This window comes from Agrococcus sp. BE272, assembly GCF_031457935.1.
In the GTDB taxonomy this organism is placed as follows: domain Bacteria; phylum Actinomycetota; class Actinomycetes; order Actinomycetales; family Microbacteriaceae; genus Agrococcus; species Agrococcus sediminis.
In genome coordinates this window covers 53,611-72,278 of record NZ_JAVDXL010000002.1, presented here as the reverse complement: position 1 = coordinate 72,278, position 18,668 = coordinate 53,611, and the positions used below count along the sequence as shown (strand labels likewise).

At 74.1% G+C, this 18,668-nt stretch carries 27 protein-coding genes; 10 read left to right on the top strand and 17 right to left on the bottom strand.

The genetic code is table 11. The features are described from left to right. Window positions 1–210 precede the first annotated feature (210 nt). Entirely contained in the window at window positions 211–660 is a 450-nt protein-coding gene (locus J2X49_RS06760) for an SRPBCC family protein (RefSeq protein ID WP_310124182.1), read from the bottom strand. A 136-nt stretch (window positions 661–796) separates the two neighbouring features. On the opposite strand from J2X49_RS06760, the gene J2X49_RS06755 reads away from it, so the two are divergent. Continuing rightward, window positions 797–1,219, top strand: coding sequence for an Hsp20/alpha crystallin family protein (locus J2X49_RS06755; RefSeq protein WP_310124181.1), 423 nt, complete (start codon window positions 797–799; stop codon window positions 1,217–1,219). A 5-nt stretch (window positions 1,220–1,224) separates the two neighbouring features. Next, window positions 1,225–1,533, top strand: a complete 309-nt coding sequence (locus tag J2X49_RS06750) for a biopolymer transporter Tol (protein WP_310124179.1) — start codon at window positions 1,225–1,227, stop codon at window positions 1,531–1,533. A gap of 13 nt (window positions 1,534–1,546) precedes the next feature. Here the strand turns inward: J2X49_RS06750 and J2X49_RS06745 are convergent, their stop codons facing one another. From J2X49_RS06745 to J2X49_RS06735, 3 genes are read right to left on the bottom strand one after another with little or no spacing between them, the layout of a single operon-like run. Next, a complete protein-coding gene (locus J2X49_RS06745) occupies window positions 1,547–2,260 on the bottom strand; it encodes a hypothetical protein (protein ID WP_310124176.1) in 714 nt (237 codons plus the stop codon). A 17-nt stretch (window positions 2,261–2,277) separates the two neighbouring features. Beyond that, window positions 2,278–2,733 (bottom strand): YdeI/OmpD-associated family protein, encoded by a 456-nt coding sequence (locus J2X49_RS06740; RefSeq protein ID WP_310124173.1) that lies wholly within the window; start codon window positions 2,731–2,733, stop codon window positions 2,278–2,280. A 40-nt stretch (window positions 2,734–2,773) separates the two neighbouring features. After that, on the bottom strand, window positions 2,774–2,980 hold the full coding sequence (locus J2X49_RS06735) for a DUF2945 domain-containing protein (protein WP_310124171.1): 207 nt from the start codon (window positions 2,978–2,980) through the stop codon (window positions 2,774–2,776). Between the two features lie 79 nt (window positions 2,981–3,059). Between J2X49_RS06735 and thpR the strand changes: the two genes are divergently transcribed. Then, window positions 3,060–3,611 carry an RNA 2',3'-cyclic phosphodiesterase gene (gene thpR, locus J2X49_RS06730; protein ID WP_310124170.1) on the top strand — a complete coding sequence of 184 codons (552 nt, stop codon included), beginning with the start codon at window positions 3,060–3,062 and terminating at the stop codon, window positions 3,609–3,611. 51 nt (window positions 3,612–3,662) lie between these two features. After that, entirely contained in the window at window positions 3,663–4,040 is a 378-nt protein-coding gene (locus J2X49_RS06725; RefSeq protein ID WP_310124168.1) for a nuclear transport factor 2 family protein, read from the top strand. 120 nt (window positions 4,041–4,160) lie between these two features. On the opposite strand, the gene J2X49_RS06720 is transcribed toward J2X49_RS06725, so the two are convergent. Next, complete coding sequence (locus tag J2X49_RS06720; protein WP_310124166.1) at window positions 4,161–4,307, bottom strand: hypothetical protein; 147 nt, start codon at window positions 4,305–4,307, stop codon at window positions 4,161–4,163. Next, window positions 4,304–4,501 (bottom strand): hypothetical protein, encoded by a 198-nt coding sequence (locus J2X49_RS06715; protein ID WP_310124165.1) that lies wholly within the window; start codon window positions 4,499–4,501, stop codon window positions 4,304–4,306. The genes J2X49_RS06720 and J2X49_RS06715 overlap by 4 nt, the downstream gene beginning before the upstream one ends. Before the next feature lie 171 nt (window positions 4,502–4,672). Here J2X49_RS06715 and J2X49_RS06710 point away from each other — a divergent pair, with 171 nt between their 5' ends. Then, window positions 4,673–5,002 carry a transcription initiation protein gene (locus J2X49_RS06710; protein WP_310124163.1) on the top strand — a complete coding sequence of 110 codons (330 nt, stop codon included), beginning with the start codon at window positions 4,673–4,675 and terminating at the stop codon, window positions 5,000–5,002. A 27-nt stretch (window positions 5,003–5,029) separates the two neighbouring features. On the opposite strand, the gene J2X49_RS06705 is transcribed toward J2X49_RS06710, so the two are convergent. The 3 genes from J2X49_RS06705 to J2X49_RS06695 all read right to left on the bottom strand — a co-directional run bounded on the left by J2X49_RS06705 (window position 5,030) and on the right by J2X49_RS06695 (window position 7,539). Next, window positions 5,030–5,437, bottom strand: coding sequence for a VOC family protein (locus J2X49_RS06705; protein ID WP_310124161.1), 408 nt, complete (start codon window positions 5,435–5,437; stop codon window positions 5,030–5,032). Between the two features lie 88 nt (window positions 5,438–5,525). Beyond that, entirely contained in the window at window positions 5,526–7,187 is a 1,662-nt protein-coding gene (locus tag J2X49_RS06700; RefSeq protein ID WP_310124159.1) for an ABC-F family ATP-binding cassette domain-containing protein, read from the bottom strand. Window positions 7,188–7,227: 40 nt separating this feature from the next. Further along, a complete protein-coding gene (locus tag J2X49_RS06695) occupies window positions 7,228–7,539 on the bottom strand; it encodes a 4a-hydroxytetrahydrobiopterin dehydratase (RefSeq protein ID WP_310124158.1) in 312 nt (103 codons plus the stop codon). Between the two features lie 71 nt (window positions 7,540–7,610). Between J2X49_RS06695 and arfB the strand changes: the two genes are divergently transcribed. Next, window positions 7,611–8,051 carry an alternative ribosome rescue aminoacyl-tRNA hydrolase ArfB gene (arfB, locus tag J2X49_RS06690; protein WP_310124155.1) on the top strand — a complete coding sequence of 147 codons (441 nt, stop codon included), beginning with the start codon at window positions 7,611–7,613 and terminating at the stop codon, window positions 8,049–8,051. Between the two features lie 15 nt (window positions 8,052–8,066). Here the strand turns inward: arfB and J2X49_RS06685 are convergent, their stop codons facing one another. The 3 genes from J2X49_RS06685 to J2X49_RS06675 all read right to left on the bottom strand — a co-directional run bounded on the left by J2X49_RS06685 (window position 8,067) and on the right by J2X49_RS06675 (window position 9,870). After that, window positions 8,067–8,543 carry a GNAT family N-acetyltransferase gene (locus J2X49_RS06685; RefSeq protein WP_310124153.1) on the bottom strand — a complete coding sequence of 159 codons (477 nt, stop codon included), beginning with the start codon at window positions 8,541–8,543 and terminating at the stop codon, window positions 8,067–8,069. A 72-nt stretch (window positions 8,544–8,615) separates the two neighbouring features. After that, complete coding sequence (locus J2X49_RS06680) at window positions 8,616–8,909, bottom strand: hypothetical protein (protein ID WP_310124151.1); 294 nt, start codon at window positions 8,907–8,909, stop codon at window positions 8,616–8,618. A gap of 127 nt (window positions 8,910–9,036) precedes the next feature. Continuing rightward, the gene (locus tag J2X49_RS06675) at window positions 9,037–9,870 is read right to left on the bottom strand and encodes an FAD-dependent oxidoreductase (protein ID WP_310124149.1); all 834 of its coding nucleotides are present in this window, start codon (window positions 9,868–9,870) and stop codon (window positions 9,037–9,039) included. A gap of 61 nt (window positions 9,871–9,931) precedes the next feature. Here J2X49_RS06675 and J2X49_RS06670 point away from each other — a divergent pair, with 61 nt between their 5' ends. Next, complete coding sequence (locus J2X49_RS06670; protein ID WP_310124147.1) at window positions 9,932–10,270, top strand: TraR/DksA C4-type zinc finger protein; 339 nt, start codon at window positions 9,932–9,934, stop codon at window positions 10,268–10,270. A gap of 48 nt (window positions 10,271–10,318) precedes the next feature. On the opposite strand, the gene J2X49_RS06665 is transcribed toward J2X49_RS06670, so the two are convergent. The 5 genes from J2X49_RS06665 to ychF form a co-directional block, all read right to left on the bottom strand. Then, window positions 10,319–12,859: an excinuclease ABC subunit UvrA gene (locus J2X49_RS06665; RefSeq protein ID WP_310124145.1), complete on the bottom strand. Its 2,541-nt coding sequence runs from the start codon at window positions 12,857–12,859 to the stop codon at window positions 10,319–10,321. 75 nt (window positions 12,860–12,934) lie between these two features. After that, window positions 12,935–13,660: a molybdopterin-binding protein gene (locus tag J2X49_RS06660; protein ID WP_310124143.1), complete on the bottom strand. Its 726-nt coding sequence runs from the start codon at window positions 13,658–13,660 to the stop codon at window positions 12,935–12,937. Window positions 13,661–13,899: 239 nt separating this feature from the next. Next, the gene (locus J2X49_RS06655; RefSeq protein WP_128188852.1) at window positions 13,900–14,316 is read right to left on the bottom strand and encodes a heme-binding protein; all 417 of its coding nucleotides are present in this window, start codon (window positions 14,314–14,316) and stop codon (window positions 13,900–13,902) included. A 140-nt stretch (window positions 14,317–14,456) separates the two neighbouring features. Beyond that, window positions 14,457–15,497 (bottom strand): serine hydrolase domain-containing protein, encoded by a 1,041-nt coding sequence (locus J2X49_RS06650; protein WP_275065522.1) that lies wholly within the window; start codon window positions 15,495–15,497, stop codon window positions 14,457–14,459. A 23-nt stretch (window positions 15,498–15,520) separates the two neighbouring features. Next, entirely contained in the window at window positions 15,521–16,594 is a 1,074-nt protein-coding gene (gene ychF / locus J2X49_RS06645; RefSeq protein ID WP_128188850.1) for a redox-regulated ATPase YchF, read from the bottom strand. Window positions 16,595–16,715: 121 nt separating this feature from the next. Here ychF and J2X49_RS06640 point away from each other — a divergent pair, with 121 nt between their 5' ends. The 3 genes from J2X49_RS06640 (at window position 16,716) to J2X49_RS06630 (ending at window position 18,617) form a co-directional block, all read left to right on the top strand. Further along, the gene (locus tag J2X49_RS06640; protein ID WP_128188849.1) at window positions 16,716–17,048 is read left to right on the top strand and encodes a hypothetical protein; all 333 of its coding nucleotides are present in this window, start codon (window positions 16,716–16,718) and stop codon (window positions 17,046–17,048) included. 7 nt (window positions 17,049–17,055) lie between these two features. Next, complete coding sequence (locus tag J2X49_RS06635) at window positions 17,056–17,337, top strand: acylphosphatase (RefSeq protein WP_310124138.1); 282 nt, start codon at window positions 17,056–17,058, stop codon at window positions 17,335–17,337. A gap of 206 nt (window positions 17,338–17,543) precedes the next feature. Further along, entirely contained in the window at window positions 17,544–18,617 is a 1,074-nt protein-coding gene (locus J2X49_RS06630) for a Glu/Leu/Phe/Val dehydrogenase dimerization domain-containing protein (RefSeq protein ID WP_310124136.1), read from the top strand. The last annotated feature ends 51 nt before the right edge of the window (window positions 18,618–18,668 follow it).

Genomic DNA, 18,668 nt, shown 5'->3' with positions numbered 1-18,668 from the left:
CGTCGCCCGCGGAGCGCGGGCGGCTGATCGAGCCGGCGACGGCGGCTGCGGTGCACGGGCGGGGCCGCGATGCGGCTCCGGCGGTGACCGGCGGGCTGTCGCCTGCCACCATGCTACCCGCTCCGCGCCGGCGCGCGCTCCTGAGCCCCACCGGGCGCGCTGCCCGGCCGCGCCGGGCGCTCCCCCGCCCCGACGCTCTCCCCTGCGGTCTCAGCCGCCGACGACGCCCGCGAGCCGGTCGATCGAGGCGAGCAGGTTGGCCGGCTGCGTGCGCTGCGCGCGCGGGATGCGCTGCTCGTCGTGCAGGTCGGTCCAGTCGTAGGTGTGCGTCACGCGGGTGCCCGTGCCCTCGGGCTCGAGCTCCCACCGCCACACGTGGCCGATGGGCGGCGAGCCGGGCTCGGCGGGCTTCCACGCGATCGTGCGGCCCTCCTCGAACTCCACGACGTGGTTCTCGCGCACCGCGCCCTGCGTCAGCGTCATCGAGAAGACGTCGCCGACGCCCCGCACGCGCTGGCCGTCGGGCGCCTCGGCGAGGTTGTCGTTGCCGTCCCACGCCGGCTGCCTGGCCGGGTCGGCGATGTGCTCGAAGATGACGTCGGCGGGAGCCTCGATGATGCGGCTCGCCTGCACGACTCGGGTGACCTCGGTGTCGCTCATGGATCGATCGAACCATGCGCGCGGCCGAGCGCGCCATCGCGGCCCGGCCCGGCGCATCCGCTTCCTGACCGCCCGGCCATTGAAGCGACGGTCGAAGCGGAGTAGACACGAGGCAACGACGACGGAGGGAGCGGCCATGAGCGCGGAGGCCTCGCGCAGGTACCCGATCTTCCCGCCGTTCACCGAGTGGGTGGATGCGTTCGCGCTGCTCGGCGGCTGGGACGGCAGGGGCCCGCTGCCCGGCATCCGGGTGGAGGAGCTCATGGAGGACGGCGCCTTCGTCGTGCACGCCGAGCTGCCGGGGCTGAACCCGGCGCGCGACATCGACGTGACGGTCGAGCACGGCGTGCTCACGATCCACGCCGAGCGGCACCCCGACAAGCGCGAGAAGCAGCGCTCGGAGTTCCGCTACGGCGCGCTGGCGCGCGCGGTGCGGCTGCCGCAGGGCACGAAGGACGACGAGATCACCGCCTCCTACGAGGACGGCGTGCTCACCGTGCGCGTCGGTCTCGACCGCGTGCCCGCGAAGACCCGCCACATCCCGGTCGAGCGGCGCTGAGCGGCGTGCCGGCCGAGCGCACCGACGACGGGCGGTGGATCGTCGTCGACGGGCGCCGCTGGCGCGCGGAGGATCCGTCGTTGGCGGCGGATGCGTCGGCGCGGCTGCGCTCGCACCTCGGCCGGGCGCGCTCGGCCGTGCGGCTCGCTGGGGACGACGCCTCGAGGCGGGCGGCGCGCGACCGCGTGCAGCTGGCGAAGGAGGGCCTCGGCGAGCGCGGGGACGCCTGGTGGGAGCTCGGCGAGGCGGAGCGCGCCGAGCGGGCGCGCGAGCGGCTCGCGCGCCTCTACGAGCTCGCGCCGCCGGAGGCCTGAGGGCACCGCCGCCTCAGAGCAGCGAGAGGCTCGCGGCAACCGCGAAGCCGACGACGGTCGCGAGGCCCGCGCCCGTGCCGCCCTTCGCGCGGGCCTCGGGGATCATCGCGTCGACGAGCATCACGAGCAGCGCACCCGCGGCGAAGCCGTCGACGACCCCCGTGAGCGCCGGCGGCGCGCCCTCGGCGATCGCGCGCCCGCCGACGGCGGCGAGCGTGCAGACGACGGCGACGCCCAGCCACAGCAGCAGCACGAAGCGGCGCGAGCGGCCGGCGCGGAGCATGTCGGCCGAGGAGCCGACCGACTCCGGCAGGTTGGAGATGAAGACCGCCGCCAGCAGCGCCGCGCTCACGCCGTCGCCTGCGGCGAGCCCGATGCCGAGCACCGCCTGCTCGGGCACGCCGTCGAGCAGCGCGCCGAGGGCGAGCGGCACGCCCGCCGTGCCGTGGCCGCGGTTGCTGCGGCGGCCGGAGCCCGCCTCGAGGGCGCGGTCGGCGAAGAAGAAGGTGAGCGCTCCCGCGGCGAGGCCGGCGCCGACCGCGAGCGGCCCGCCCTCGGCGAGGCCGCCCTCCGCGAGCTCGAAGGCGACGGCCGCGATGAGCGCGCCCGCCCCGAACGCGAGCACGATGCCGACCACGCCATCCGACCAGCGGCGCAGCATCGCGAGCGCGGCGCCGACCACGAGCGAGGACGTCGCGACCGCACCCCAGAGCAGCGCGTCGAGCACGGTCGGCGTCCCGCGGCTCAGCTCGCGGTCGTCGCGCGCAGCTGGTCGAGCGCGCGCTCGAGGCGGCGCTGCCGGGTGGCGTCGGCCTTGGCGTCGGCGATGCCCCGAGCGAGCTCCTTGCGGCGCGACGGCGCGAGCCCCGCGAAGGCGGCGGCCGCGGTCGGATCGGCGTCGAGCGCCGCCGCGAGCTCCTGCGGCAGCTCGACCTCGCGCTCGGCCCGGTCGAGCGCGACGACCGCCTCGACCTCGTCGCCCTCGTCGACGCCGAGCGCCGCGCGCCGCTCCTTCGACAGGCCGAGCAGGTTCTCGCCGCCCATCTGCCCGATGCGCGTGCGCACGGTGGCGTCGCCGATGCTCAGCGTGACGGGCGCGTTCCTCGCGCCGCCGATCGAGGCGACCTGCTCGTCGGTGAGGATGATCGCTGCGGCCGGCCCGCGGCGCTCGACGGTGGTGCGGATGCGGAGCTCGCTCATGCGCGCCAGCGTAGGCCGCGCCGACGGCTGTGCACCAGCGTCACGAGCGCTTCCGGAGCGCCGACTCCTTGTGGGCCGCCCTCGCGCCCGTCTTCGCCGACTCGACGACGTAGTACGGCTCCTCCTCGGACGCGCGGAACTGCTGCCCGTCGAGCTGGAAGTCGCTCGTGCGGCGCTCCACCACCCTGCCGTGCGTCTCGCCCTGGCTCGTGCTCCAGCGCACCTCGTCGCCCTTCCGGAACCCCATGGCCGCTCCCCTCGCTCGTGTGCCGCACGCTACGCCCGGCTCCCGAGCGGCGCCTGGGCGGCGCGGCTAGGGTCGGCCCATGGGGCGACGGATGTTCGCGGCCGTGGTGCCGCCGGAGGACGTGCGGGAGGATCTCGCCGCGTTCCTCGAGCCCCGCGAGGGCCTGCGGTGGACGCCGTCGGATCGCCTGCACCTCACCCTCGCGTTCCTGCCCGACCTGCCGGAGCGCATCCTCGAGCCCCTGCAGGAGCGCCTGCGCGCCGCCGTGCTCGACGTGCCGCCGTTCGCGTGCCGGCTGGCCGGGGCGGGTGCGTTCCCCGACCCGGATCGCCCGGCCGTGCTCTGGCTCGGCGTCGACCGCGGCCATGCCGAGCTCGAGCACCTCGCGCAGCGCGTGCGCACCGCCGCGAGCGTCGCGGGCGCCGCGCCCGACGGTCGGCGATTCGTGCCGCACGTGACGCTCGCGCGGCCGCCGCGCCACCGCAGCGCGCTCCGCTGGCTGCGCGTGCTCGACACCTACGCCTCGCGCACCTGGACGGTCGACGAGGTCGAGCTCATCGAGTCGCAGCTGCTCGGCCGCCCGCACCAGCCGCGGCACCTCGACGTCGCGACGCTGCCGCTCGGCGGCTGACGCTCGCGCACCGCCCTACCGCCGGTGCGCCCTGTGCGGTAGGAACGCAGCATGACGCCTGCACAGCGATGGCTCGACGGGTACATCCGCGCGTGGGAGACGAAGGACCCGGCCGACGTGCGCGCGATCTTCGCCGACGACGCCGAGTACTGGTTCCGGCCCGACGACCCCTCGCCGCTGCGCGGCATCGACGCGATCGTCGAGATGTGGCGCACGGAGCGCGAGCCGACGGCGCCGCAGCACGACCTGCGCGTGCTCATCGAGGACGCGCGGCTCGCGATCGTCACCGGCACGGTCTCGTACCCGGGCCACGAGTCGTACGCGAACCTGTGGGAGGTGCACCTCGCGCCCGACGGCCGCGCCCGGCGCTTCGTCGAGTGGTACATGACGCTGCCGAAGCCCGCCGCCGGCAGCCCCGACGCCGACTGACCTCCCGCACGCCGTCGCTCGACCGGCTCCGTGCGAGTCCGGCCGGATAGTCCGGTCGGCGACGCACCTGGCCGGTCGACGAACGGGCGGCCGCCCGCAGCACGCGACCCCGCGGCCGCGTCACGCGCCCGGCGCGACCTCCATCAGCCCCCACGGACTGCCGTACTCCTCGAGCTTGTCGAGGAACGGCTTCGGCGGCATCGCCTCCGGCCCGAGCACGCCCGAGCCCGACCAGACGCCGGTCGCGAGCAGCTCGAGCGCGATCACCGGGTTGAGCGCCGTCTGCGCCTGGGCTCGCTGAAGGGCGGCGTCGTGTACCAGCCGCCGTCGACGCCGGTGCGCGAGCGCTCCCAGATGACCGGCGGGTTGAGGCACTCCTCGATCGTCGCCCAGACGGAGAACGAGGGCGCGTGGGGCGTGCGGTAGCGCGCCGAGTGCGGCTGGAGCGGCGGCTGCCCCACGGCGAAGGGGACCCCTTCCGCCGGACGGGACCCGGTGCACCGGGTCCCTGCGGGCGGAACGGGTCCCCTTCTCTGGGTCCGTCGGCGACCTTCGCGACCAGCATCCGCCGGAGGCCGGCGGAGCAAGGGCAGGCCTGGTGCACGCGCGACCGGGCGGGCAGGATGGCCGGCATGGACCACTACCTGATCTCGTTCCCGAGCGCCTCCATGGTGCTGAGCGACGAGGAGTTCCCGGATGTCGTGCGCGACTCGCACGCGGTGATCGAGGAGGCGAAGGCGGCCGGCGTCTACGTCTTCGGCGGCGGCATCGACGAGAGCGTCGACCCCGTGCTCGTGCACGCCGACGGCGCAACGTCGCCAGCGACGACGCACCTCGACGGCGGCTTCTGCGTGCTGAGGCTCGGCTCGCGCGAGGAGGCCGAGTCGTGGGCCGCGCGCATCGCCCAGGGCTGCCGCACGCCGCAGGAGCTGCGGGCGTTCATGTTCGACCCGGCGAGCTGAGTCACGCGCTGCGCTTCCCCGGTCGCGCTATCGGCGAAGCCGCTCGAGGTCGTCCTGCCCGAGCTGCATGACGGCGATGATGTTGCCCGCCGGGTCGGTCGTCCAGGCGATCTCCGGGCCGAACTCGGGGTCGGAGACGATGCCCCGCTCGTCCTGCTCGAAGCCGTCGTAGCGCTGCCAGGTCGCACCACGCGCCGAGAGCTCATCGACCGTCGCCCTCAGGTCGGCGACCGCGAGGTTGAGGATCGTGAACACCGCGGGCTGGTGATCGTCCTTCTGATACGCGGTCACCACCGCCCCGCCCGGCAGCGTCATCGCCAGCCCCATCGGCGGCTCCTCCCGCACCTCCAGCCCCAGCACCTCGCCGTAGAACGCCTTCGCCGCCGCCAAGTCGGGCACTGCGAAGCCGCTGAATCCCTGCACGTAATCGACCATCGAACCCACCTCCGTGCGCAGTATGCGCCCGTGATCGGGGCTCGGCAAGGGGTCGGATTCACCGGACGGAAGCGATCACCGCTCCCTGTCAGCGCTCCGCGACCTTGCCGGCCTCGACGTGCCAGCGACGGTCCGTGCGCACCGTCTCGAGCATCCGCCGGTCGTGCGTGACGAGCAGCAGCGTGCCGTCGTAGGTGTCGAGCGCCTTCTCGAGCTGCTCGATCGCCGCGAGGTCGAGGTGGTTCGTGGGCTCGTCGAGCACGAGCAGGTTGACGCCGCGCGCCTGCAGGAGCGCCATCGCCGCCCGCGTGCGCTCACCGGGCGAGAGCTCGTCGACGGGGCGGCCGACGTGGTCGGCGCGCAGGCCGAACTTCGCCAGCAGCGTGCGCACCTCGCCCGACGCCATCTCGGGCACGAGCGCCTCGAAGGCGGCGGCGAGCGGCGTCGCGCCGGCGAGCAGCGAGCGCGCCTGGTCGATCTCGCCGATCTGCACGCTCGCGCCGAGGCTCGCGGAGCCCTCGTCGGGCTCGCGCCGGCCGAGCAGGGCCCGCAGCAGCGTCGACTTGCCGGCGCCGTTGGGGCCGGTGATGCCGATCCGCTCCCCCGCGTTCACCTGCAGCGACACGGGGCCGAGCGTGAAGTCGCCCTGCCGGATCACCGCGCCGCTCAGCGTCGAGACGACGGTGCTCGAGCGGGGCGCGGCCGCGATCGCGAACTGCAGCTCCCACTCCTTGCGCGGCTCCTCGACCTCCTCGAGGCGCGCGATGCGGCTCTCCATCTGCCGCACCTTCTGCGCCTGCTTCTCGCTCGACTCGGTCATCGCGCGGCGGCGGTTCTTGTCGTTGTCGGGCGCCTTCTTCATGGCGTTCCGCACGCCCTGGCTCGACCACTCGCGCTGCGTGCGGGCGCGGGCGACGAGGTCGGCCTTCTTGTCGGCGAACTCGTCGTACTGCTCGCGCGCGTGCCGCCGGATCGTCGCGCGCTCCTCGAGGTAGGCGTCGTAGCCGCCGCCGTAGACGCGGTTGGTCGACTGCGCGAGGTCGAGCTCGAGCACGCGCGTCACGCAGCGCGCGAGGAACTCGCGGTCGTGGCTGACGAGCACGACGCCGCCCCGCAGACCCTGCACGAACGCCTCGAGCCGCTCGAGCCCGTCGAGGTCGAGGTCGTTCGTGGGCTCGTCGAGCAGCACGATGTCGAAGCGGCTGAGCAGCAGGGCGGCGAGGCCGACGCGCGCGGCCTGCCCGCCCGAGAGCGAGGTCATGAGCGCCTGCTCGGGGTCGCCGTCGAGCTCGAGGCCCAGGTCGGCGAGCACGATCGGGATCCGCTCCTCGAGGTCGGCGGCGCCGCTCGCGAGCCAGCGGTCGAGCGCGGCGGAGTAGGCGTCGGATGGGTCGACGCCGGCGGGTGCGAGGGCCGGGTCGCCGAGGGCGAGGGCCGCGGCATCCATGGCAGCCGTCGCCTGCGCGCACCCCGTGCGCCGGGCGATGTAGCCCACGACCGTCTCGCCCTCGACGCGCTCGTGCTCCTGCGGCAGCCAGCCGACGAACGCGTCGGCCGGCGCCAGCTGCACGGTGCCCGCCTGCGGCTCGGCCTCGCCGCCGAGGATGCGCAGCAGCGTCGACTTGCCGGCGCCGTTCGCGCCGACCACGCCGACGACGTCGCCGGGCGCGACGGTGAGGTCGAGCGAGTCGAAGAGCGTGCGGTGGCCGTGGCCGCCGGCGAGGCCCTGCGCGACGAGCGTTGCGGTCATCCCTCGATTCTCGCAGGCGCCAGAGTCTCAGCGGGTCCGTTCAGCGGACCCGCGCGATACCGAGCGCCTCGGCCTGCTCACTGATCGCGCGCGCGAGGCGAACGTCGCGGATCGTCACTGCGCCGACGTCGTGGCTGCTGAGCGTCACGTCGACGGTGCCGTAGCTGAGCGTGACGTCAGGGTGGTGGTCCACCGCCTCCGCGGCATCACCGATGCGGTTCACCAGCTCCAGGCCTGCCGCGAACGTCTTCGAGCGGAACCGCGCGACGAGCGCATCGCCGCTGCGCCGCCAAGCGTCGAGGCCGGCTGCCTCGATGTCGGAGTCGGACAGCGGCGCCTTCGGATCGCTCATGCGCCCATCCTGCGCGCTGCGCGCGCCGGCTGCCACCCTCGTCGGGGTCCATGGTGCGCCACACTCGAGGCATGGACGACCTGCACGTGGCCCCGGGGCCCGGCGCTCCCCGCGGGCTCGTGGTGCCGGCGAGCGAGCTCGTCGAGCAGTTCTCGCGCTCGTCGGGCCCGGGCGGCCAGGGCGTCAACACCGCCGACTCGCGCGTGCAGCTGAGCCTCGACCTCGCGACGACGACCGCACTCGACGACGTGCAGCGCCGGCGCATCCTGCAGCGGTTGGCTCCGCGGCTCACCGGTTCGGTGCTGACGATCGCCGCCTCGGAGCACCGCGCGCAGCTCGACAACCGCCTCGCGGCACGGCGGCGGATGGCCGACCTGCTGCGGGAGGCCGTGGTGCCGGTGGCCCCGCGCCGACCGACCCGCCCGACGCGGGGCTCGCAGCGACGGCGGCTCGACGCCAAGGCGCAGCGCTCCGAGACCAAGCGCGCCCGTCGGCGGCCCTTCAGCGACTGACCGCGGGCCTCCCGCTCACGCGGTCGGCGCGATGCGCGCCATCAGCTGCTCGGGGTTCGGCGCCACGACGAAGCCCGCCGTCGCGTAGACCTCGTGCGCGTCGGCGGTGATGAGCATGAGGCGCTTGAGCCCCATCGGCTCCACAGCGTCGACGATCGCGTTCGCGAGCGCCGTGCCGAGCCCGAGACCGCGGGCGGCGCGGTCGATGTAGACGTCGCACAGCCATCCGAAGGTCGCCCCGTCCGTGATGAGGCGCGCGAAGCCGACCTGTGCGCCGTCGGGCGCGTAGACGCCGAAGCTCGCCGAGCCCTCGACCGCGCGCCGCAGCACGTCCATCGACCTGCCCATCGCCCAGTACGCATCCGTCGACAGCCATCGGTGCACGCGCTCGAGGTCGAGGCGCGAGCGGTCGGTGTCGAGCTCGTAGCCTGCGAGCAGCTCGCGCCGCAGCGCCAGGTCGGTGACCGCCAGTGCTCCGTGCTCGCCGCCCATCGCGCCTCCCTCTGCTGCTTCGTGTGCCCAGCGTAGGACGGTCCGGCCGGTCCACTTCGCGGCCGGTGGCGGTCAGCCGGCGAGCCGCGCCGCCACCGCCGCTCCGGCGTGCTCGCCGGCGACGAGCGCACCCTGGATCGACGCGGTCTCGCGGTGGTCGCCGGTGACGAGCACCCGCTCCCCCGTCCAGACCGGGCCGCGGCGGATGGGCCCGGGCGCCTGCGCGGGCAGGGTGTGGTGCACGACGTGGTGCGCGAGCACCTCCCACCGGGCGGTCGAGGTGCCGTAGAGGCGCGCGAGATCGCGGCGCACCTCGTGCTCGCCCGCGTGCCCGTCGGGCTCGCCGAGCAGTGTCGTCGCCTGCACGAGGTGCTGCCGGGGCGGCGCGTACGACGGCGCGGCCTCGGAGATGACCGCCGTGTTCCAGATCGGTCCGACCGGGCCGCCGCCGGGCCGCGACGCGTCGAGCAGCAGGAACGGCCCCGTGCGCGGCTCACCCGTCGCGCGGAACCACCACGTCGTCAGCCCATGCGTCTCGGGCGCGCGCAGCGGCGTGAGGTCGGCGACGTGCTGCGGCCCGACCGCGACGACCGCGGCGCGCGCGCAGCGCTCCTCCGTCGGTCGTCACCTCGACGCCGTCGGCGACGTCGCGCACCTCGCGCGCGGCAGTGCCGAGCCGCACGGGCTCGCGCAGCCCCGCCGCCAGCTGCTCCGGCATCGCTTGCATGCCCTCCCGCGGCAGCCCGGGCGCACCGAAGGCGAAGGAGCGCAGCAGCAGCCGCACGTAGTTGGCGGATGCGTCGCCGCTGCTGTCGGCGAGCACGCCGGCCAGGAAGGTGTCGAGCACGTCGCGCCGCAGCCGCCCCGTGAGCCCCGCGGCGTCGAGCGATGCGCGCAGCGTCTCGTCGCTCGTCGCGCGGCTGGCGGCGCGGGCGTCGAGCAGGGTGTGCCCGAGCCACCGCGCGAGCGCCAGCAGGTCGGTCAGCGGCAGCAGGCCGCTGGTGATCGTGCGGAGCGCGTGCTGCGGATGCCGCAGCGGGTGGGCGAGGGTCGTGGTCGTCGCGCCCGTGCGGACGATCGCGCCCACGCCGAAGTCCTGCAGCTGCAGCGCCGCCACATCGATCCAGCGCGCGATCGCAGGGTAGGCGGGGTTCAGCACCTGGAAGCCGCGGTCGCACCGGAACCCATCGACGACGTCGGTGCGCACCCGGCCGCCCACCGCATCCGCCGCTTCGACGACGACGACCGCGAGGCCCGCCTGCTCGAGGTGCCGGGCGCTGCGCAGCCCCGCCAGCCCTGCTCCGATCACGATGACGTCGGCGTCCATGCGGCTCCTCCTCGCGCGTGGCCGCCAGTCTGGCGCACCGGCCTGGGGCTACCGTGGCGGCATGACCGACTCGAGGGCGGCGCGGATCGCGCAGCGGCGAGACGAGGTGCTCGCGAACCTCGCCGAGTTCGACCAGCAGCTCGCCGACCTGCGGGCGCTGCGCGAGCGCCTGCACGACGACGACGAGCACGACCCCGACGGCGTCTCGCTCTCGTCGGAGTGGTCGCGGCTCGAGGGCCTGCGCCAGGCGGAGGTCGCGGCGCTCGCGGCGATCGACGAGGCGGCCGAGCGGCTCGCGCGCGGCGAGGATGCGACGTGCAGCGTCTGCGGCCGGCCCATCGCGCCCGAGCGGCTCGAGGCGCGACCGCAGGCGACGACCTGCATCGATTGCGCTCGGTAGCGCAGGCACGCGCGACCAGGCTCGGCCGCGTGGGCTACCGCGCTGCGCTCACCCCAGCGCCGCCGCGAGGTACGGGGCGGTGCGGCTCGAGCGGCTCGCCGCCACCTGCTCGGGCGTGCCCTCCGCGACGACCCGGCCGCCCGCATCCCCCGACCCCGGGCCGAGGTCGATCACCCAGTCGGCCTCGGCGACGATGCGCATGTCGTGCTCGACCATGACGACGGTGCTGCCGCCGTCGACGAGGTGCTGGAGGTGGGCGAGCAGACGGTCGGCATCAGCCGCGTGCAGCCCGGAGGTCGGCTCGTCGAGCAGGTACAGCGTGTCGTCGCGCTGGCCGCGCTGCAGCTCGGCGGCGAGCTTGACGCGCTGCGCCTCCCCGCCGGAGAGCTGGGGCGCCGGCTGGCCGAGCGCGACGTAGCCGAGGCCGACGTCGAGCAGCGCGTCGAGGTGCCGGTTGACCTCGGCGTCGGTGAAGGACGCGCGGGCGTCGCGCACGCTCATCGCGAGGACGTCGGCGATCGAGCGGCCGTCGAGCTCGATCTCGAGCGTCTCGGCGTTGTACCGGCGCCCGTCGCACGTCGTGCACGGCGCGTGCACGGTCGGCAGGAAGAGCAGCTCGACCTCCATCGTGCCCTCCCCCTTGCACGTCGGGCAGCGCCCTGCGGGCAGGTTGAACGAGAACCGGCTCGGCGCGTAGCGGCGCCGCCTCGCCTCGGGCGTCGCGGCGAACAGCGCGCGCACGCGGTCGAAGAGGCCCGTGTAGGTCGCGACGTTCGAGCGCGAGGTGCGGCCGATGGGTCGCTGGCTCACCTGCACGACGCGCCGTAGGCGGCCGGCTGGGCCATGTGCGCGGCCGACGGTCTCCGCCTCGCCGCGCTGCGCGAGCGGGTCGGCGGCGGGAGTGTCCTCATCGACAGCCGCGTCGTCGACCTCGCTCGCGAGGCTCGCGCGCAGCAGCTCGGGCAGCGCCTGCACCACGAGTGTCGACTTCCCCGATCCGGAGACCCCGGTGACGGCGGTGAGCGCGCCGAGCGGGAACCCGACCGAGAGGTCGCGCACGTTGTGGCGGGAGACGCCCTGCAGCTCGAGGACGCCGTCGCCGGGCCGGCGATCGCGCCGCTCGCGGCTCGGCGACGGCGCGTCGAACAGGTAGCGGCGTGTGACCGAGTCGCCCGCCTCCCGCAGCCCGTCGAGCGGCCCCGAGTAGACGACCGAGCCGCCCTCGGAGCCCGCGCCTGGACCGATGTCCACGACCCAGTCGGCCTCGCGGATGACGTCGAGCGAGTGCTCGACGAAGAACACGGAGTTGCCCGTGTCGCGCAGCCGCCGCAGGATGCGCAGCAGCGACTCCGTGTCGGCGGGGTGGAGCCCGGCCGAGGGCTCGTCGAGCACGAACACGACGCCGAAGAGCTGCGAGAGCACCTGGGTGGCGAGCCGCATGCGCTGCAGCTCGCCGGAGGAGAGGGATGCGGTGGTGCGGTCGAGCGAGAGCGAGCCGAGCCCGAGGTCGATGATGGGCGCGAGGCGCGCGAGGAGATCGGTCACGAGGCGCCGTGCTGCGAGCAGCTGCTCGGGATGCTCGTCGCCGGCTCCGCCGCGCGGCCGCCAGTCGGGCTCGAGCACGTGCTGGAGGAGCGCCGCGACGTCGTCGAGCGGCATCGCGGCGAGCTCGGTGATGGCGAGCCCCTCGAACGTGACCGCGAGCGCCTCGCCCTTCAAGCGGCGGCCACCGCACTCCGGGCACGCGACGCTCACCATGAACGACGCCGCGCGCTCGCGCATCCGGGCGCTCTTCGAGCCGGCGAAGGTGCTCAGCACGTAGCGGCGCACGCCCAGGAACGTGCTCATGTAGCGCGGCTCGACGCCGGCGGCGATCGCCTTCCGCACCTCCGCCGGGCCGCGGTCGGTGTAGATCGGCACCTGCGGCGACTCGTCGGTGAAGAGCGCCCACTCGCGCTGCTCGCGCGGCAGCTCGCGCCACGGCACGTCGATGTCGTAGCCGAGCGAGATGAGGCTGTCGCGCAGCTGCTTGCCGTGCCACGCGGTGGGCCAGGCCGCGAGCGCCCCATCGCGGATCGTCAGCGAGTCGTCGGGCACCATGAGCGACTCGGGCACGTCGTGCACCTGGCCGAGCCCGTGGCACGTCGGGCACGCGCCCTGCACGGTGTTGGTGGAGAAGTCCTCCGCGTAGAGCATCGGGGCGCCGGCCGGGTAGGTGCCGACCCGCGAGTAGAGCATGCGCACGACGTTGGCGATCGTCGTCGCGCTGCCGACCGTCGAGCGCGCCGAGCCGCCCGAGCGCTGCTGCGGGAGCGCGACGGCCGGCGGCAGGCCGTCGATCGCGTCGACGTCGGGCACCCCGACCTGGCTCATGAGCCGCCGCGCGTAGGGCGCGACCGACTCGAAGTAGCGACGCTGCGACTCGGCGTAGATCGTGCCGAACGCGAGCGAGCTCTTGCCGGAGCCGGAGATCCCCGTGAACGCCACGAGCGCGTCGCGCGGGATGTCGAGGTCGACGCTCCGCAGGTTGTGCTCGCGGGCCCCTCGGACCCTCACGCGGTCCAGGCCCGACTCCCCCACTGCATCCATCCGGCCAGTCTCTCGCGAGGCGCCCGCGAGACCGCTGAGCAGTGCTTCACGGCGCTGAGGCTCCACGCACCACGCTCATCCCACCGCCTCGTGGATGGCGCGCAGCCGCTCCATCGCCTCCCGCACGAGCGTCGGCTCGGTCCCTCGCACGACGATGTTCGTGCCGTAGCCGGCGTCGTCGCGGAACGGGTACGAGCCGATGCTGAGCGTCGGCATCTCGGCCGCGAGCTCGCGCAGCGGAGCGGCAATCCGGCCCTCGCCGACGTCGAAGCGCAGCTCGCTCGAGACCACCGGCGAGCCCGCCTCGAGACCCGGCAGGAGGTCGTCGAGCATGGCGACGAAGATCGCCGGCACGCCGGCCATCACGTGCACGTTGCCGATGCTGAAGCCCGGCGCGCCGCTGATGCGGTTGGCGATCAGTGCAGCGCCGTGCGGGATGCGCGCCATGCGCAGGTGCTCGGGCGTCAGCGTCCTCCTCGCGCCGACGGCCGCCTGCAGGTGCTCTCGAGCGTCCTCGCGCACATCGATGCCGACACCGAACGCGTCGGCCACCGCATCCGCGGTGATGTCGTCATGGGTCGGGCCGATGCCGCCGGAGGTGAAGACGTGCGTGTGCGCCGCCCGCAGCTGGTCGAGCGCGTCGACGATCACCCGGGGGTCGTCGGGCACGACGCGGATCTCGCGCAGGTCGATGCCGACCTGCCCGAGCCGGCCGGCAAGGTGGTACGCGTTCGCCTCGCGAGTGCGCCCTGACAGGATCTCGTCGCCAATCACGAGCATCGCGGCGGTCGGGTTCGACATGGGTCAAGACTGGCGTGCCGGGCTGGAGGAAGCCAAACGAGAACCGCCCAAACAAGGTGCAAGCCCCTCACGCCGAAGCGGAGGGGCTGTCGCTGGGCCTTCATCCAAGACGTTTCCCGCCCCAGGAGTACCGGGGTACACACTGCCAGGCCACCGCTGAGTGCTTCCTGGGTACGAGGTGCAGATGCGGTGCGAGACCCGGTGTCCTCTTGGAGCCGACCCTGCTCGATGGGCGCTTCTCATGCGAGAGCGACCAGCGCCTCGTTCCTCTTCAGGAACCCGGGCTTCCAGGGCGGGTCGTAGCGTGCGAAGCAGACCGGACCTTCGACGGCGACGCCATCCCGGGCAAGCGCCGCCTCGAGCGCATCGGCGTTCTCCTGATACCTCGTCTCGTTGGATCCACCGCTGAACCTCCGCGCGGCGACCCGCCGCTCGGGCACTTCCACGATGCGGACGGCGGCGTCTGACGGAGCCGGAACGCGGGTGGCGCCCGCTGGCATCACGAAGCTCACCGTCCACTGCTGCGTGACGCCCGGCGCCTGGATCACGGGTGCCGTCATCGAGATGTGCGAGGCGGTGATGTAGCGGATGAGCGGGCCGAAGCCCCGGTTTCCCGCCTCGAAGAACGACCCTGGTGCTTCGACCTGCGCGAGCAGGTGCGCGGGTAGCGGCGCACCTCGTAGCCGTCATGCTCGGAGAGCACCGTGTAGCGCTGCTGCTCCGTCATGCCCCCACGGTAGGCTCGCCGGATCCCGCACGTCGAGCGGGCGGCTTGCCGGGGCTCTCCAGGGGCGACTCACCACCCCCGCAGGCGCTCGACGATCTCCACGACCTGGCCGGAGATCGCCTCGTCCTGCGGGCGCCCCGGATCGCTGTTCGTCATCACCACGACCGCGTCGCCGGAGTCGGGATATGCGCGGAGCATGCACTGGAAGCCGACGCCCCACCCGAGCGACGTGATGCGCGTGCCCGCCGGATCCCCGCCCAGGAAGGCGCCGAGCCCTGCCCATCCGGTGTCGAACTGGCCGCTGACCATGTCGCGCGCGAGCGCTCCCGGGATCCCCAGCGCGCCGGAGTCCCGAAGAGCACGGTGGAGCTCTCGCGCGATCTGGCAGAGGTCGGTCGGCGTCGACCAAAGACCGGCCGCGGCCGAGCACGGGTAGTCCGGACGCCGCCCCTCGATGACGACGCCTGCCGAGTCATGGCCATCTGCCACGTCCGCGCCGAGCTCCTCGGGCGTGCCGAACCGGCTGCGGGTCATGCCGAGCGGCTGCAGCACGAGCTCGCTCATCAGCGCGGTGAACGGTGCACCGATGACATCGGTGAGCAGCCGCTCGACGACGCCATAGCCGGCATCGGAGTACACGAACCGCACCCCCGGCTCGTGCTCCTGACGGACAGCTCGCGCGCTCGGCGCGTGCCGTCCACGCAGGACATCGTCGATCGACGGGCGGGTGCTCCCAGGAAGGATGACGTCGAAGGCGCCGTCGGCGTCCACGATGCCGCTGTGGTGGCTCAGCAGCATCCGCAGCGTGACCGCGCCACCGCTCGTCGCCCGAGGCAGCCGCCAGGTGGTCGCGTACCGATCGATGTCCTGATCGAGATCGATGTCCCCCTGCGCGACGAGCCGCAGCGCAGCCAGCGCCGTGACCAGCTTGCTCATCGACGCCGCGTGGAAGATCGACTCGGGCCCGGCCTGCCGCTGCCCGTCGGCGGCCAGGAGTCCGAAGCCCGCCGCCTCCTCGACACGTCCGTGCGCCATGACCGCGACGCTCAGCGCCGGCGGATCCGGCGGACCCGACGGTGCAGCCGCGACGCGAGCCCGCAGCTCGCCCATCGTCGAGGTCGAGGGCGGGACGCTCACACGTTGAAGCGGAACTCGACCACGTCGCCGTCGGCCATCACGTAGTCCTTGCCCTCGATGCGCACGCGGCCCGCGGCCTTCGCATCCGCCATCGAGCCGGCTGCGTCGAGGTCGGCGAAGGAGACGACCTCGGCCTTGATGAAGCCGCGCTCGAAGTCGGTGTGGATGACGCCGGCGGCCTGCGGCGCCGTCCAGCCCTTGCGGATCGTCCAGGCGCGCGACTCCTTGGGACCGGCCGTCAGGTAGGTCTGCAGGCCGAGCGTCTCGAAGCCGATGCGGGCGAGCTGGTCGAGGCCCGACTCCTCCTGGCCGAGCGACTGCAGCAGCTCCAGCGCCTCGTCGGGCTCGAGGTCGACGAGCTCCGACTCGACCTTCGCGTCGAGGAAGACGGCCTTGGCCGGCGCGACGAGGGCCTCGAGCTCGGCCTTCTTCGACGCATCCGACAGCACCTCCTCGTCGACGTTGAAGACGAAGAGCACGGGCTTCGCGGTGAGGAGCCCGAGCTCCTTGATGGGCGTCGTGTCGAAGCCTGCCTGCTGGAGGGTGCGGCCCGAGTTCAGGATCTCGTTGGCCTCGACGGCGGCCGCGAGCACCGAGGGGTCGACCTTCTTGCCCTTGACCTCCTTCTCGAGGCGCGGGATCGCCTTCTCGAGCGTCTGCATGTCGGCGAGGATGAGCTCGGTGTTGATCGTCTCCATGTCGGAGGCGGGGTTGACCGCGCCCTCGACGTGGACGACGTCGCCGTCGGCGAAGCCGCGCACGACCTGTGCGATCGCGTCGGCCTCGCGGATGTTGGCGAGGAACTGGTTGCCGAGCCCCTCGCCCTCGCTCGCGCCCTTCACGATGCCGGCGATGTCGACGAAGGAGACGGCGGCGGGCAGGATGCGCGCCGAGCCGAAGATCTCGGCGAGGCGCGTCAGGCGCTCGTCCGGCAGCTCGACCACCCCGATGTTCGGCTCGATCGTCGCGAACGGGTAGTTCGCCGCGAGCACGGTGTTCTTGGTGAGAGCGTTGAAGAGGGTCGACTTGCCCACGTTGGGGAGTCCGACGATGCCGATCGTGAGTGCCACGACAGATCAGCCTACCGGCGGGCGGCCGGCTCCCTTGTTCCCCCCAGGTGAGCGGCGTAGCGTCTGCCGCACCAGCCCCGCGGGCGCATCGCGCGCAGGGCGCAGCGCGTCAGGAGCGACGATGACCCACAACCAGAACGACCCGCACCACGACTCCCGCGACGGCGACCCCGTGTACCACGAGGCGCCACCGGCCGACAGCGGCTCGGCATCGTCGTTCGACACTCGCCACAACGAGTTCCCGCCCGGAGCCGGCCACGACGGCGCCGCGATCGACCCGAAGACCGGCAAGCCCGTGCACGGCGACGGCACGCCCGTCGAGGCGCCCAGCCACGCCTGGCCGACCGGCCCCGACGCCGAGCAGCCCGAGCAGGTCGACGGCGAGGAGCGCGTCGAGCTCGAGCAGGAGCAGTCGCACTGGTCGGAGGACAACGCACCCCGCGACCAGCACTGAGCGCGGCATGACGGCGACCGACCGCATCCGCCGCCGCTTCGTGGTGCACGGCAGCGTGCAGGGCGTCGGCTTCCGCATGGCGGCGGCGCACGAGGCCCGGCGCCTCGGCGTCGCCGGCAGCGTGCGCAACCGCTTCGACGGCACGGTCGAGGCGGAGGTCGAGGGCACGGCGGATGCGGTGCGGGCGATGGGCGCGTGGCTCGCGCAGGGCCCGCCCTCGGCCCGCGTCGACCGGGTCGACGCCGCCGAGGCGGAGCCGCGCGGCGACGAGGGCTTCCGCATCGCCTGACCGTCGCCGCGCGGCGCTCGCCACGGCAGGTCGAGGTGCGCAATCCGACGCGGTTTCCTGCGGCGCCACTGCGCTGCGCGCGCAACTGGGCTGCTCCTGCTTGCGCGCCGCGCGCATCCGCACCATGATCGAGGCAGCCGCGCGACCCGCGGCACCCCACAGCGCCGTGGGATCCACGGCGCATGCACTCAATGAGGAGAGCCGCCATGAGCGCCATCCCTGAGTTCACGCACGAGCGCGTCCTGACATCCATGGGCGCCCGCAGCGGACTCGTCATCACCGTCGCACTGCACTCGAGCGCGCTGGGCCCGGCGCTCGGCGGATGCCGGATGTGGACCTACCCGACGTGGGCCGATGGGCAGGCGGACGCGCTGCGGCTCTCGGCCGCGATGACGCTGAAGAACGCGGCAGCCGGCCTCGACGCGGGCGGCGGCAAGTCGGTGATCGCGCTGCCGATGGGCACGACGCTCGACGCCGAGCGCCGCCGCGCCGCGCTCCTCGACCTCGGCGACCTCGTCGAGGCGCTCGACGGCCGCTACCGCACCGCCGAGGACGTCGGCACGACCGAGCACGACATGCTCGTCGTGCGCGAGCGCACCGCGCACGTCGTGGGCCTCCCCGCTGAGAACGGCGGCGCCGGCGAGCCCGCGGGCGCGACCGCGCTCGGCGTCTACTCGGCGATCGCGCCGACGCTCGAGGCCGCCTTCGGCTCCGACCGCATCGAGGAGCGCTCGTTCGTGATCTCGGGCCTCGGCCAGGTCGGCGGCCGCCTCGCGCGCATGCTCGCCGGGCACGGCGCGCGCCTGTTCGTCACCGACATCGACGACCGCAAGCGCCAGCTCGCCCACGACCTCGGCGCCGAGTGGATCGCGCCCGAAGCCGCGCTGACGACGCCCGCCGACGTGCTCGTGCCCGCCGGCCTCGGCGGCATCCTCACCGACGAGACGATCGACGCGCTGCCCGTGCGGGCCGTCGTCGGCCCCGCCAACAACCCGCTCGCCGACCGCTCCGGCGCCGAGCGGCTCGCCGCGCGAGGCATCGTCTACGCGCCCGACTTCGTCGTGAACGCCGGCGGCGTCATCCACCTCGAGGGCATGGGGCACGGCATGGAGTGGCCCGCGATCGCCGAGCGCCTCACCGGCATCGGCGACACCGTGCGCGGCGTGCTCGCGAGCGCGCGAGAGCGCGGCATCACGCCGCTCGCCGCGGCCGAGGCGCTCGCCGCCGAGCGCATCGACGCGGCGCGCGCCTCCGCCCACGCCATGCACGTCGGCGTCTGAGACGACGGGACCAGGAGGCGGCGGTGCGCGAGGCGCCCGCCGCCTCTGCCG

Bases quoted from the DNA above. Each gene is read 5' to 3' on its own strand.
- J2X49_RS06630 (WP_310124136.1), top strand. From the start codon at position 17,544: ATGAGCGCCATCCCTGAGTTCACGCACGAGCGCGTCCTGACATCCATG.
- J2X49_RS06725 (WP_310124168.1), top strand. From the start codon at position 3,663: ATGACGCCTGCACAGCGATGGCTCGACGGGTACATCCGCGCGTGGGAG.
- J2X49_RS06650 (WP_275065522.1), bottom strand. From the start codon at position 15,497: ATGGGCGAGCTGCGGGCTCGCGTCGCGGCTGCACCGTCGGGTCCGCCG.
- J2X49_RS06665 (WP_310124145.1), bottom strand. From the start codon at position 12,859: ATGGATGCAGTGGGGGAGTCGGGCCTGGACCGCGTGAGGGTCCGAGGG.
- J2X49_RS06710 (WP_310124163.1), top strand. From the start codon at position 4,673: ATGGACCACTACCTGATCTCGTTCCCGAGCGCCTCCATGGTGCTGAGC.
- J2X49_RS06640 (WP_128188849.1), top strand. From the start codon at position 16,716: ATGACCCACAACCAGAACGACCCGCACCACGACTCCCGCGACGGCGAC.
- J2X49_RS06685 (WP_310124153.1), bottom strand. From the start codon at position 8,543: ATGGGCGGCGAGCACGGAGCACTGGCGGTCACCGACCTGGCGCTGCGG.
- J2X49_RS06670 (WP_310124147.1), top strand. From the start codon at position 9,932: ATGACCGACTCGAGGGCGGCGCGGATCGCGCAGCGGCGAGACGAGGTG.
- thpR (WP_310124170.1), top strand. From the start codon at position 3,060: ATGGGGCGACGGATGTTCGCGGCCGTGGTGCCGCCGGAGGACGTGCGG.
- J2X49_RS06660 (WP_310124143.1), bottom strand. From the start codon at position 13,660: ATGTCGAACCCGACCGCCGCGATGCTCGTGATTGGCGACGAGATCCTG.
- J2X49_RS06695 (WP_310124158.1), bottom strand. From the start codon at position 7,539: ATGAGCGATCCGAAGGCGCCGCTGTCCGACTCCGACATCGAGGCAGCC.
- arfB (WP_310124155.1), top strand. From the start codon at position 7,611: ATGGACGACCTGCACGTGGCCCCGGGGCCCGGCGCTCCCCGCGGGCTC.
- J2X49_RS06635 (WP_310124138.1), top strand. From the start codon at position 17,056: ATGACGGCGACCGACCGCATCCGCCGCCGCTTCGTGGTGCACGGCAGC.
- J2X49_RS06740 (WP_310124173.1), bottom strand. From the start codon at position 2,733: ATGAGCGAGCTCCGCATCCGCACCACCGTCGAGCGCCGCGGGCCGGCC.
- J2X49_RS06755 (WP_310124181.1), top strand. From the start codon at position 797: ATGAGCGCGGAGGCCTCGCGCAGGTACCCGATCTTCCCGCCGTTCACC.
- J2X49_RS06760 (WP_310124182.1), bottom strand. From the start codon at position 660: ATGAGCGACACCGAGGTCACCCGAGTCGTGCAGGCGAGCCGCATCATC.
- J2X49_RS06700 (WP_310124159.1), bottom strand. From the start codon at position 7,187: ATGACCGCAACGCTCGTCGCGCAGGGCCTCGCCGGCGGCCACGGCCAC.
- J2X49_RS06705 (WP_310124161.1), bottom strand. From the start codon at position 5,437: ATGGTCGATTACGTGCAGGGATTCAGCGGCTTCGCAGTGCCCGACTTG.
- J2X49_RS06675 (WP_310124149.1), bottom strand. From the start codon at position 9,870: ATGGACGCCGACGTCATCGTGATCGGAGCAGGGCTGGCGGGGCTGCGC.
- J2X49_RS06735 (WP_310124171.1), bottom strand. From the start codon at position 2,980: ATGGGGTTCCGGAAGGGCGACGAGGTGCGCTGGAGCACGAGCCAGGGC.